Annotated in this window: 10 protein-coding genes; 3 read left to right on the forward strand and 7 right to left on the reverse strand. The window is 75.4% G+C overall.

What is annotated here, in order from left to right:
* The first annotated feature begins 58 nt into the window (after window positions 1-58).
* Window positions 59-1,054, forward strand: a complete 996-nt coding sequence (locus ABZ404_RS14070; RefSeq protein WP_358990418.1) for a thioredoxin domain-containing protein — start codon at window positions 59-61, stop codon at window positions 1,052-1,054.
* A 103-nt stretch (window positions 1,055-1,157) separates the two neighbouring features.
* On the forward strand, window positions 1,158-2,129 hold the full coding sequence (lgt, locus tag ABZ404_RS14075) for a prolipoprotein diacylglyceryl transferase (RefSeq protein ID WP_358837912.1): 972 nt from the start codon (window positions 1,158-1,160) through the stop codon (window positions 2,127-2,129).
* Between the two features lie 341 nt (window positions 2,130-2,470).
* On the opposite strand, the gene ABZ404_RS14080 is transcribed toward lgt, so the two are convergent.
* From ABZ404_RS14080 to ABZ404_RS14110, 7 genes are all read right to left on the reverse strand, one after another.
* Window positions 2,471-3,292, reverse strand: coding sequence for a CoA ester lyase (locus ABZ404_RS14080; protein ID WP_358837500.1), 822 nt, complete (start codon window positions 3,290-3,292; stop codon window positions 2,471-2,473).
* Window positions 3,289-4,521 carry a CoA transferase gene (locus tag ABZ404_RS14085; RefSeq protein ID WP_358837501.1) on the reverse strand — a complete coding sequence of 411 codons (1,233 nt, stop codon included), beginning with the start codon at window positions 4,519-4,521 and terminating at the stop codon, window positions 3,289-3,291. The genes ABZ404_RS14080 and ABZ404_RS14085 overlap by 4 nt, the downstream gene beginning before the upstream one ends.
* Complete coding sequence (rbsK, locus tag ABZ404_RS14090; RefSeq protein ID WP_358837502.1) at window positions 4,518-5,429, reverse strand: ribokinase; 912 nt, start codon at window positions 5,427-5,429, stop codon at window positions 4,518-4,520. The genes ABZ404_RS14085 and rbsK overlap by 4 nt, the downstream gene beginning before the upstream one ends.
* On the reverse strand, window positions 5,426-7,060 hold the full coding sequence (locus tag ABZ404_RS14095; protein ID WP_358990421.1) for an ADP-ribosylglycohydrolase family protein: 1,635 nt from the start codon (window positions 7,058-7,060) through the stop codon (window positions 5,426-5,428). The genes rbsK and ABZ404_RS14095 overlap by 4 nt, the downstream gene beginning before the upstream one ends.
* Complete coding sequence (locus tag ABZ404_RS14100; protein WP_358837713.1) at window positions 7,057-8,220, reverse strand: ADP-ribosylglycohydrolase family protein; 1,164 nt, start codon at window positions 8,218-8,220, stop codon at window positions 7,057-7,059. The genes ABZ404_RS14095 and ABZ404_RS14100 overlap by 4 nt, the downstream gene beginning before the upstream one ends.
* Before the next feature lie 61 nt (window positions 8,221-8,281).
* A complete protein-coding gene (locus tag ABZ404_RS14105; protein WP_358990424.1) occupies window positions 8,282-9,781 on the reverse strand; it encodes an ADP-ribosylglycohydrolase family protein in 1,500 nt (499 codons plus the stop codon).
* A complete protein-coding gene (locus ABZ404_RS14110) occupies window positions 9,781-10,779 on the reverse strand; it encodes an ADP-ribosylglycohydrolase family protein (protein ID WP_358990427.1) in 999 nt (332 codons plus the stop codon). Before ABZ404_RS14110 ends, ABZ404_RS14105 begins: the two co-directional genes overlap by 1 nt.
* 249 nt (window positions 10,780-11,028) lie before the next feature.
* Here ABZ404_RS14110 and ABZ404_RS14115 point away from each other — a divergent pair, with 249 nt between their 5' ends.
* Entirely contained in the window at window positions 11,029-11,760 is a 732-nt protein-coding gene (locus ABZ404_RS14115; RefSeq protein WP_358834111.1) for a VIT1/CCC1 transporter family protein, read from the forward strand.
* The last annotated feature ends 298 nt before the right edge of the window (window positions 11,761-12,058 follow it).

The raw sequence follows: 12,058 nt of genomic DNA on the forward strand, positions 1-12,058 counted from the left end.
ACGGGTGGATCTGGACCGGGGAGGCACGTGGGTGCCTCCCCGGTTCGTTGCTGCGGGTGTGAGCGAGAAGAACCAAGAAGGCAAGAGAACGGCCCGCGAGCGGCTGGCCCAGGAGCGCGAGCGGCAGCGGACCCAGGACCGCCGCAGACGCACGATGATCGTCGCCGCGGCGGTGGTGTGCGTCCTCGGGCTGGCCGCGGTGATCGGCGTGATCGCCGCCAACACCAAGAGCGGCGACAAGAAGAGCACGGCGGGCCCGCTGCTCGCGCCCGCCGGGGCGGAGGGCAAGGACAAGCCGGCCATCCCGGTCGGCGCCGCCGACGCGCCGTCCACGCTCACGGTCTGGGAGGACTTCCGCTGCCCGGCGTGCGCCGCGTTCGAGAACGGCTTCCGGTCCACGATCCACGAGCTCCAGGCCGGCGGCCGGCTCCGCGTGCAGTACCACCTCGCCACCCTGATCGACCGCAACCTCGGCGGCCGCGGCTCGCTGCGCGCGGCGAACGCGGCGGGCTGCGCCCAGGACGCCGGAAAGTTCCAGGCGTACCACGACGTGCTCTACACCAACCAGCCGCAGGAGACGAACGACGCGTACGGGAAGGACGACAAGCTGATCGAGCTGGCCCGGAAGGTCCCCGGCCTGGACACGGCCGCCTTCCGCTCCTGCGTGCGGGAGGGAAAGCACAACAGCTGGGTCACCAAGTCCAACGACGCGTTCCAGAACGGCGGCTTCAGCGGGACGCCGACGGTCCAGCTGAACGGGGAGTCGGTCTTCCCCCAGAAGGGCAGCGAGCAGATCAGCCCGGCGAACCTGAAGAAGTGGGTCACCGAGGCGAACGAGGGCAAGGAGCCGGGCACGGCCTCGCCGTCGGAGGCGACCGCGGCGCCGAGCCCGCCGCCCCCGGGCGCGCCCGCCGGGTCCGGGACGCCGAGGCCGAAGGCCCCGCACGGGACCGCGCACGCGCCGGGGGCGGCGCCGACCGCCCCGAAGAAGGCGCCGGCCCCCGTCCCGTCGCATCCGGGCGCCCCGGCGGTCCCGGCTCCGCTGGAGCCCTAGGAGCCCCCAAGCCCCTCCGGGGCCCCGGCGCACCGCCTGTTACTCAGAAGTTGCCGGGTGGGTGGTCCGACCGCCCGCCCGGCAGGGTAGCGTCGACCCTGCCATGAACCTCGCCTTCATTCCCAGCCCGTCGACCGGCGTGATCCACCTCGGACCCATCCCGCTGCGCGGCTATGCCTTCTGCATCATCATCGGTGTCTTCGTCGCCGTCTGGTACGGCAACAAGCGCTGGGTCGCCCGGGGCGGCCGGCCCGGCACGGTGGCCGACATCGCCGTCTGGGCGGTGCCCTTCGGCCTCGTCGGCGGCCGGCTCTACCACGTCATCACCGACTACCAGCTGTACTTCAGCGACGGTGAGGACTGGGTCGACGCCTTCAAGATCTGGCAGGGCGGGCTCGGCATCTGGGGCGCGATCGCGTTCGGCGCGGTGGGCGCGTGGATCGGCTGCCGCCGCCGGGGCATCCCGTTGCCGGCCTGGGCCGACGCACTGGCTCCCGGCGTCGCCTTCGCCCAGGCGGTGGGCCGCTGGGGCAACTGGTTCAACCAGGAGCTGTACGGCAAGCCCACCGATGTGCCGTGGGCGCTGAAGATCTCCGAGGGCACGAACCGGGTCGAGGGCACGTACCACCCGACCTTCCTGTACGAGTCGCTGTGGTGCCTCGGCGTCGGCTTCCTCGTCATCTGGGCGGACCGCCGCTTCAAGCTGGGCCACGGGCGGGCGTTCGCGCTGTACGTGGCGGCGTACTGCGTGGGGCGCGGCTGGATCGAGTACATGCGGGTCGACGAGGCCCACCACGTGCTGGGCCTGCGGCTCAACGACTGGACCGCGATCACGGTGTTCGTGCTCGCCGTGACGTACATCGTGATTTCTGCGCGGGTGCGGCCGGGGAGGGAAGCGGTGGTGGAGCCTTCGGCAGATGTGCCGTCCGGCCTGCCGTCCGACGCCCTGGCCGACGCGTCGGCCGACGCGCCCGCGGAGGGGACCGTGGCCGGGCCGGCCGACGGGACGACCGTGCCCGTCGACGACGGCGAGAAGCCGGTACCGTCCGACAACGGAACCCCGAGCAAGGGCTGATCCACACTTCCCGCCTGCGGACCGGTGGCGGCTGGTCGCGCAGTTCCCCGCGCCCCTGTTCTGCCCGGGGTTCGTCTGCGGGCCGGTGGGTGGCTTGCCGCGCAGTTCCCCGCGCCCCTTCAGGGCCCGGTGGTCGTCTGCGGGTTGTCTGTGGCTGAGCGCGCAGTTCCCCGCGCCCCTGACTACCCAGGGGCGCGGGGAACTGCGCGAGCAAGCCAGCACGGTCCGCAGACGAAAGAAGCGGGGTGCGGGGGCCGCAGGCCCCGCGAAGGGGTTCGGGGCGCAGCCCCGGGGAAACCGCCTCCCCCCCCCCGCCCCCCGGAGGGCCTCCCCCCGGAGGGTTAAGGGAACGGGCGGGGTGGGGGAACAGACCGGTTCGCCAGCGACAGGGTGCGGCGGGCGGCCTCCAGCACCGCCGCGTCCACGAACCGCCCATCCGCCAGCGCCAGCGCCCCCGTATCGGTCGGCGACGCCGTGACGATCTCCTGTGCCGCCGCCACCTCGGCGGGCGGCGGCAGATAGGCCCGCTCGATCACCGGCAGCTGCGCCGGATGGATCGCCGCGCGCCCCAGAAACCCCAGCGCCCGCCCCCGGGCGCAGGACGCGGCCAGACCGTCCAGATCGCTGATGTGCCGGTAGACGGACTGCGCGGGCGGGTCGAGGCCCGCCGCCCGCGCGGCCACCACCACCCGACTGCGCGGCCACTCCAGGCCCGACTCGTCGCGTACGCCCAGATCCGCGCAGAGGTCCGCCTCCCCGAGCGCGATGCCCCGCACCGCCGGGTGCGCGGCGGCGATCGTGTACGCGTGCTCCACCCCCAGGGCGCTCTCCACCAGTGGATAGAGCGCGACGCCGGGGGCCAGGGCCGCGACCCGCTCGACCTGGAGGGCGTGGGTGACCTTGGGCAGGCGCAGGCCCGAAAGACCCGGCAGCCCGGCCACCGCCCGTACGTCCTCCTCCGTGGCCACCCTGACGTGGACCGGCGTGGACGGCCGCCGCGCCAGCAGCTCCGTCGTCGCGGCCCGCGCGTACGCCTTGCGGTCGGGCCCGACCGCGTCCTCCAGGTCCACGATCACCACGTCCGCCCCCGCCGACAGCGCCTTCTCGACCACCTGCGGCCGGTCGCCGGGGGCGTAGAGCCAGGTCAGCGGGATCGTGGTCACAGCGCGCCCGCCCGGCGCAGCGCGTCGATCTCCGGGGCGGACAGGCCGAGTTCGGTCAGGACGTCGTCCGTGTCGGCGCCGTGCGGGCGGCCCGCCCAGCGGATCGCGCCGGGCGTCTCGGAGAGCCGGAAGAGGACGTTCTGCATCCGGACGGGTCCCAGCTCCGGGTCGTCGACCGTGGTGAGCGTGTCGAGCGCCCGGTACTGGGGGTCCTCCATCACCTCGCGGATGTCGTAGACCGGCGCGATCGCCGCCTCCGCCTTCTCGAACGCCGTCATCGCCTCCTCCCGGGTGCGCCGCCCGATCCAGTGGCCCACCGCCTCGTCCAGGACGTCCGCGTGCTCGGCCCGCCCCGATCCGCTCGCGAACCACGGCTCCTCGATCAGCTCCGGCCGCCCCACCAGCCGTATCACCCGCTCCGCGACCGACTGGGCGGAGGTGGAGACGGCGAGCCAACTGCCGTCCGCCGTGCGGTAGGTGTTGCGCGGGGCGTTGTTGCGGGAGCGGTTGCCGGTGCGCGGCTGGACGTAGCCGAGCTGGTCGTACCAGATGGGCTGCGGGCCCAGCACGGTCAGGATCGGCTCGATGATCGCCATGTCGACCACCTGCCCGCGCCCGGTGGCGGCGCGCGCGGTGAGGGCGGTCAGTACGGCGTACGCGGTGGCCAGCGCGGCGATCGAGTCCGCGAGGCCGAACGGGGGCAGCGTCGGCGGGCCGTCCGGCTCACCGGTGACGGCGGCGAAGCCGGACATGGCCTCGGCGAGCGTGCCGAAGCCGGGGCGGTGGGCGTACGGACCGTACTGGCCGAAGCCGGTGACGCGGGTCAGCACCAGCCGTTCGTTCGCGGCGGACAGTTCGGGCCAGCCCAGGCCCCAGCGCTCCAGGGTGCCGGGACGGAAGTTCTCGATGATCACATCGGTGGAGGCGGCGAGCCGGAGCAGCGTCTCGCGGCCCCCCGGCGTGGACAGGTCCAGGGTCATCGTGCGCTTGTTGCGGCCGAGCAGTTTCCACCAGAGCCCCACACCGTCCTTGGCGGGGCCGTGCCCGCGCGAGGGGTCGGGGCGGCGGGGGTGCTCGACCTTGATGACCTCGGCGCCGAAGTCGCCCAGCATCGTCGCCGCGAGCGGCCCGGCGAAGAGGGTGGCCAGGTCCAGGACCCGCAGCCGCTGGAGGGGAGCGGGGGAGGGGGAGGGGGCCGGTGGGCGTGGCCCGCCCGGGGGAGTCGTCACCGGCCCGCGCCCCCGGCCGCGGACGCCGCCGCGTCGATCTCCGCGCGGTAGGGCATGGCGGCGACCGCGCCGGGCCGCTGGACCGAGAGCGCGGCGGCCTGGGACGCCCACGCCAGTGCCTGCGGCATCGCCCGGCCCTCGCCCAGGGCGACGGCGAGCGCGCCCACGAAGGTGTCACCCGCGCCGGTGGTGTCGACCGCGGTGACCTCGGGGGCCGCGACCGCGACCGGGTCCTGGCCGCGGGCCGCGTACAGGCAGCCCCGGGAGCCGAGCGTGACCACCACTTCGGGGACCAGGTCCAGCAGCGCGCGGGCGGCCGCCTTCGGGTCGTCGACGCCGGTCAGCGAGGTGGCCTCGTGCTCGTTGGCCACCACCAGGTCGGTGGCGGCGAGGAGTTCGGGCGGCAGCGGCTGGACGGGGGAGGGCGTGAGGACCGTCCGCACCCCGTGGCGCCGGGCCGCCGCGGCGCCCTCGACCACCGTGTCCATCGGCAGCTCCAGTTGGAGCAGCAGCGCCTCGGCGCCGGCGATCAGCGCCTCGTCACCGGGGCCGAGGTGGGTGACGGAGGCGTTGGCGCCGGGGATGACGACGATCGCGTTGCCGCCGGAGGCGTCGACCACGATATGGGCCGTGCCGGAGGGTCCCTCGGTGGTGCGGACGAGGTCGGTGTCGACGCCCGAGCCGTCGAGCGCGGCCCGCAGCCGGGTGCCGAACTCATCCGTGCCGACGGCCCCGATGAGCGCCACGTCGCCGCCCGCGCGGGCCGCCGCGACGGCCTGGTTGGCGCCCTTGCCGCCGGGGATCGTACGGAATTCGCGGCCGGTGACCGTCTCACCGCGGCGGGGGGCGGTCGTCACATAGGCGACCAGGTCCATGTTGGTGCTGCCGAGCACCGCGATACGCGTCATGCGTGTCGTACCTCCTGGGGGATGGGGTGGGTGGTGAGGCTCGCGGTCAGTTCCGCGAGAGTGTCGAATCCGGTGCCGTCGAAGTCGGCGACGGAGGTGGCGAGGCGGTTCTTGAGCGGGGCCGTCCAGCGGGCGGGCAGGGCGTCCGGGTGCCCCGCCAGGAGTCCCGCGATCGAGCCGGCGGTCGCCCCGTTGGAGTCGGTGTCCCAGCCGCCGGACACCGCGCGGCAGATGGAGCCGGAGAAGTCGCCGTCGGCGTGGGTGAGGGCGGCGGCGAGCAGGGCGGCGTTGGGGACGGCGTGCACCCAGTGGTACGCGCCGAGCGCCGTGTGCAGCCGGTCCACCACCGTCTCGAAGCCGTCCTCCTCGCGGGCGAGCCGGATGCCGAGCCGGACCGCGGCGGCGAGGCGGGAGTCCGGGGGGATCACGGTGAGCCCGCCGGCGAGGCAGCCGTGTACGTCGTACGCGCCGGTGGCGGCCAGGGAGATCGCCGCCGCCGTGAACATGGCGCTGTACACGCCGTTGGCGGTGTGGGTGAGGACGGCGTCGCGGTGCGCCTGCGCGGCGGCGGCCGCCGGGTCGCCGGGGTTGGTCCAGCCGTGGACGTCGGCGCGGATGGCCGCGCCGATCCACTCGCGGAACGGGTTGCGGTGGGTGGCGGTGTGCGGGGGTTCGACGCCGTCGAGGAGGTTGCGGTACGCGACGCGCTCGGCCGTGAACGTCCGCCCGGCCGGGAGTTCGTCCAGCCACAGCCGTGCCACGTCGGCGGTGGTGAAGGCGCGGCCGTGGCGCTGGAGGAGGAGCAGCCCGAGGAGGGGGTAGTTGAGGTCGTCGTCCTCGGGCATCCCGTCGATGTTCTCGGCGAGGGAGGTGGGGGCGGAGCGGCGGTTCCAGGGGTGGGCGGCGGCGAGGCCGGCGGAGAGGCCCCGGGCGGTGAACCAGGTGTGGAGCGGCCAGTTGCCGGTGGCACGGGCGATGGCTCTGATGCCGGTGAGGGTGAGCTTCTCGACGGGCTTGCCGAGGAGGCAGCCGGCGGCCCGGCCGAGCCAGGCGGCGTGGAGGGCGTCGACCTCCGCCGTCCCGCCCCTTCCCGCCGTGACGGGTGCGGTTCCGCCCGGGCTCCCGGGGCGGGGGCGGGCAGCGGGCGTTCCCGGGGGCGCTGCCCCCGGCCCGCCGGGCGGGCGCCGCGCCTCCTCCCGCGCGACGGGCGCCCCCGCGCGCCCGTACGCCCGTGTGATGGCCGCGAGGTCCGTCGGTTCGGCCCGCGCGACGGGCGCCTCCGCGCCTCCGTACGCCCGCGTGATGGCGGCGAGGTCCGTCGGTTCGGCCCGCGCCACGGGTGCCTCCGCGCCTCCGCACGCCCGCGTGATGGCGGCCAGTTCCGTCGGCTCGACCCTGGCCAACGGGCTGGGCGTCAGCGCCAGTTCGTCCAGCAGGCGTAGCGCCAGCGACCTCAGCGCCGGGGGCGCGGGGGGCAGGGACGCGCCCCCGTGGACGGGGGTCGCGCTGCCGCCCGCCGCCACCCAGCGCCGCGCGATCCCGCTCGCGTCGCGGCCGTCCTCGGCCGCCTGGCGCAGTTCGTGGGCCAGCAGGTCCTCCGGCTGGACCCAGGTCACGCGCAGCGGGGTCATCGGGTCAGGGCCTCGAAGGCAGCGTGGTGCGCGGACCGGCGGGCGCGGTCCTTCCCGTGCACCTCGACGGCCACCTCCGTCAGTGCCCGCGCGGGCGCGTGCAGGTCCAGCCGGCTCGCCTCGGCGATCCGCTGGGACCAAGCGGCCGGAACGGGGCCCTCGCCCCGCAGCGCGCCCGCCAGCGCACCCGCCATCGTCGCGATGGAGTCGCAGTCGCGGCCGTAGTTCACCGCGCCCAGGACCGCCGTGCGGAAGTCGCCGTCGGCCACCAGCAGCATGCCGAGGGCGATGGGGAGTTCCTCGACGGCGTGCAGACGGGACGGGCGGCGGGCGCCCAGGGACGGGGCGCGGTAGTCGGGGCCGACCGTGTCGAAGGGGGCGACGGCCGCCCGCAGCGGGGCGAGCGCGGACTCGAAGTCCGTGTGGCCGGACGCCGCTTCGGCCACCGCCTCGATCGCCGCGCGGGTCCCGTCCTTGGCCAGGCGGAGGCAGGTGTCGACGACCGTCGCCGCCGTCGCGCCGGGCGCGCACGCCGCCGCCACGGCCGCCGCGAAGACGCCCGCGGCCTCCCTGCCGTACGAGGACTGGTGCGGGGCCGCCACCTCCAGGGCCTCGGCGTACGCCCCCGCCGGGTCGGCCGCGTTGACCAGGCCGACCGGGGCCATGTACATCGCCGCCCCGCAGTTGACGATGTTGCCCGCGCCCGCCTCGCGGGGGTCGACGTGGCCGTAGTGCAGCCGCGCCACCAGCCACTTCTCGGCGAGGAAGATCCGGTGCAGGGGGATGGTCTCCGCCTCCAGTTCGGGGATCCACACCGGGCGGGAGAGCAGGTCGGGGACCAGGTGGTCGGCGATCGCGTACGCGTCGAGGTGGTCGCGGACCTTCTCGTACACGCGGATCAGCGCATGCGTCATCAGGGTGTCGTCGGTGACGTGTCCGTCGCCCTTGTGGTACGGGGCGATCGGGCGTGCCGTACGCCAGTCGTCGCCGTGCCAGGGGCCGACGATGCCGTGGACGCGGCCGCCGTGCCGCTCCACGATCTGGTCGGGGGAGTAGCCCTCGACGGGGCCGCCGAGGGCGTCCCCGACGGCCGCGCCGACCAGGGCGCCGGTGATGCGGTCCGCGAGAGTGAGCGTCGTGTACGACGTCGTGAGCGTCATGCCGGAATTGTCCACCCTGGGCGGTCAGTTCGAGGTGGTTCGCGGCACTTTGGTGAAAACCTCAGCCGCCCGGGGGGTGGCACAGCGTGTCGGCGAGGAGCCCGGCGAGCTCCACGAGGTCGGTGCCGGCCAGGCGCGGGAGGGCGCAGCCGGACAGGGTGCGGCAGGCGTCCAGCCAGGGGGCGGGGATCGCGGCGCCGCCGCCGAGCGCCCCGGTGAGGGCTCCGGCGAGGGCGGGCGCCGAGTCCGCGACCCGGGACAGGCAGGCGGCGGCCGGGACCGCCGCGGCCACGGTGCCGCGCGAGGCGAGGGTCAGGGCGAGGGCGACGGGGACGGTCTCGGCGGCGGCGATCCCGTAGCTGTAGACGTGGTCCACGATCTGGTGCTCCAGGAGCGGGACCAGGGCGAACGCCCCGGCGGTGTCGTCGGCGAAGTCGTGCGCGAGCTTGACGGCGTGGCGGGCGTTGCGGCCGATCTCGGTGTCGGGCGGGAGCTGGTCGAGGGCGGCGTCGACGGCGTCCTCGGTGGTGGCGCCGCCGAGCGCCGCCGCGACGGCGGCGGCGACGGCCCGGGCGCCGTGCACGCCGTCGCCGTCCTGGGTGTAGCGGGCGTCGAACTCGGCCAGGTCGGCGGCCTGGTGGGGCGCGCCCGGGTGGACCACGGCCAGGACGGCGGCGCGTACGCAGGCGGCGTCGTCGAAGTAGTGCGGGTTGTCGTGGCCGGTGGCGGGCGGGCGCAGCCCGGTGGCGAGGTTGCCGAGACCCGCCCGTACGGAGATGCGGGCGCGCAGCGGGAGCACCGCGGACTCGACCTCGGGGGCGCGCTCGGCGGCGGCGGCGACCTCGGCGGCGAGCAGGTTCCAGGCGCGGTCCACCGCGGCGCGGACGCGGCGGGCCGGGGTGAGGTGGGCGAGCAGCGGCTCGGCCGCGGTCAGGACGCTCTCGGCGGCGAACGCGGCCCACTCGGCGTCGTCCGAGGGACCGAGCCGCAGGGGTTCTGGGGGCTGGTTGAGGGCGATGGGGACGGGGAGGGTGGTGGTGGCGTTCTGTTCGGCGAAGGTGTCGAGTTCACGGGTGAGCCGCCGGGTCCACTCGGGCATACGGGCGGCACGGTGCCGCGCGGCGGGCCACCCCGCGGCGTCACCGGCGGCGAGCCCGAGGAGCAGGCCCTGGATACGGGTGCGCGCGGGAGAACCGGATACCGCGAGCCCACCCTCCGACCCCGGCTCACCACGTCCGGCCGCCGCGGTCCCGCCGACGCCCGACCCCGGCCCGCCCGGCCCGGTCGTCGCGGTCCCGTCGGCGTGCGGCGATGGCCCGCCCCGTCCGGCCATCGCAGTCCCGTCGGCCTCCGGCACCGGTTCGCCCGGGCCGGCCGTTGCCGCCTTGCCGCTGGCCTCTGGCACCGGGCTGCCACGTCCGGCCGCCGCGGTCCCGCCGACGCCCGACCCCGGCCCGCCCGGCCCCGCCGTCGACGCCCCGTCGTCCGCCTCCCGCGCGGGGCCCCCGCCCCCCGGCGCCCCGCCCCCGCCCGAGCCCTCCTCGTCCCGGTAGATCTCCATCACGCGGTCTCCTCCTCCGGGTCCGGTGTCAGCAGGTCCGCGATGTCCAGGACGTGGTGGCCGCGCATCTCGGGGAGGCAGCTGCCGCGGACCGGGCCGATGCGGCTGGACCAGGCGGCGGGGATCGCGGCGGCGCCGCCGTACGCCCCGGCCAGGGCGCCCGCCACCGCCGCCGTCGTGTCCGCGTCGCGGCCCATGTTCACGGCGGTCAGGACCGAGGCCGTGAAGTCGCCCCGGGCCGTGGCGAAGGCGCCGAAGGCGAGGGCCACCGCCTCGGGGGCCAGGTCCGTCCAGGGGTAGCCGCCGATCACCACGGCCGAGCGGACCGCGCGCTCGCCCTGGTGGGCCACGGCCACCGCGCGGCGCAGCGAGCGCGCGGTCCAGGAGTCCATCGGGATCACCGACAGGGCCGCGGCGATGACGGAGGTGAGGTCCGCGCCCGCCATCGCCACCGCGACACCGGCCGCCACCGCCTGGCCGCCGTAGATCCCCTCGCCCTCGTGGCTGACGCAGCCGTCGATCGCCACCAGCCGTGCCGCCTCCCTCGGCGCGCCCGCGGCGAAGACGCCGAAGGGGGCCGCCCGCATGGCGAGGCCGTCGCTCCAGGCGTGCCGGTGCTGGGCGGAGATGGGGGCGGCCAGGCCCCGGCGCAGGTTCTCCAGGGTGCCGCGCTCACTGAAGCCCGCGCCGCGGAACGGGCCCTCGTCGCGGTCGGCGATCCAGTGGTGCCAGGCGTGTTCGACATGGGTGACGGTGAGCGCGGACCCGTGCCGGGCGAGCAGCAGCCCGGAGAAGATCGCGTACTCGGTGTCGTCGGTGCCCGCCGGGTCCTCGCGGACGAACCCCTCGATCCGGCCCCAGCGGCGCCGGATCTCCGAGGGTTTGAGGTTCTCGGCGGGAGCCCCGAGCGCGTCCCCGACCGCGAGGCCCAGCAGCGCGCCCCTGGCTCGCTCGCGGATGGCCTCGGCGGTACCCGGGCCGCTGGCGATCAACTCCATGGGAGGGCCTTTCGCGTCGCCTGATCCTTCGCTTGATCTCTGCCACACCGAACGACCCGGGAGTCCATCCGTCACACCAATGGCCACATGTGTGCATGCACGGGCACGCATGAGCGAAACAGGGCTCTGACCTGGGTAAGTACGGCCTGCCTTGCTAGCGCGGGACTTACATCGCGCGTACTTTCGACACCGAAGAGGCGACGAGGGGAGCGGACGCACGGTCCGCCGCCGCAACGCAAGGGGAGAGCTGTGTCCGTCATCGACACCCGGGCCACGCTGCACGAGGCGCACCGGGACAACCACACCCACCGGGACGTCAACGGCGGCTGGCTGCGTCCGGCCGTCTTCGGCGCGATGGACGGACTCGTCTCCAACCTCGCCCTGATGACCGGTGTCGCGGGCGGCGCCGTCTCGCAGCACACCATCATCGTCACCGGCCTCGCCGGGCTGGCCGCCGGGGCGTTCTCCATGGCGGCCGGTGAGTACACCTCGGTCGCCTCGCAGCGCGAGCTCGTCGAGGCCGAACTCGACGTGGAGCGCCAGCAGTTGCGCAGGCATCCGGTGGACGAGATGGAGGAGCTGGCCGAGCTCTACGTGTCGCGCGGCGTCGAGCCCGCGCTCGCCCGCGAGGTCGCCATGCAGCTCTCCCGCGACCCCGAGCAGGCGCTGGAGATCCACGCCCGCGAGGAGCTGGGCATCGACCCGGACGACCTGCCCTCGCCGCTCGTGGCCGCCGTCTCGTCCTTCGGCTCGTTCGCGCTGGGCGCGATCCTGCCCGTACTGCCGTATCTGCTCGGGGCCAGTGCCCTGTGGCCCGCCGTGCTGCTCGCGCTGGTCGGCCTCTTCGCCTGCGGCGCCGTGGTCGCCAAGGTCACCGCGCGCTCGTGGTGGTTCAGCGGGGTGCGCCAGCTCGCCCTCGGCGGCGCGGCCGCGGCCCTCACCTTCGGCCTCGGCTCGCTCTTCGGCACCGCGGTCGGCTGACCGGGCGGCCGGTTTCCGGCCCGCCCGCCGCCCGCTCCCCGCAAGGCCCGTCCGGACGTCTCCCCGTCCGGGCGGGCCTTCGCCGTGCGCGCGGACGCGTCGCGGGTCACCATGTGACCTACGTCCTGCTCGGGAACGGCCCGAGGCCCGTAGGATGCGGGACTATGCAGGACGCCACATAAGTAATCGTTACTCCACGGTTTCGTGGCTTCCGTGGACGGGCATAGGCCGTACACACTCCGCCGCCGCAGGCAATGAAGCCTGCCCCGGACGGCACGGCGAGCGCCGCTGAGTGTCC

It is taken from the genome of Streptomyces sp. NPDC005878, from assembly GCF_040629815.1.
GTDB lineage: Bacteria > Actinomycetota > Actinomycetes > Streptomycetales > Streptomycetaceae > Streptomyces.

What these genes read in the sequence shown, in the direction of transcription:
- lgt (WP_358837912.1), top strand. Translation starts at nt 1,158, where the DNA reads ATGAACCTCGCCTTCATTCCCAGCCCGTCGACCGGCGTGATCCACCTC.
- rbsK (WP_358837502.1), bottom strand. Translation starts at nt 5,429, where the DNA reads ATGACGCGTATCGCGGTGCTCGGCAGCACCAACATGGACCTGGTCGCC.
- ABZ404_RS14095 (WP_358990421.1), bottom strand. Translation starts at nt 7,060, where the DNA reads ATGACCCCGCTGCGCGTGACCTGGGTCCAGCCGGAGGACCTGCTGGCC.
- ABZ404_RS14100 (WP_358837713.1), bottom strand. Translation starts at nt 8,220, where the DNA reads ATGACGCTCACGACGTCGTACACGACGCTCACTCTCGCGGACCGCATC.
- ABZ404_RS14105 (WP_358990424.1), bottom strand. Translation starts at nt 9,781, where the DNA reads ATGGAGATCTACCGGGACGAGGAGGGCTCGGGCGGGGGCGGGGCGCCG.
- ABZ404_RS14110 (WP_358990427.1), bottom strand. Translation starts at nt 10,779, where the DNA reads ATGGAGTTGATCGCCAGCGGCCCGGGTACCGCCGAGGCCATCCGCGAG.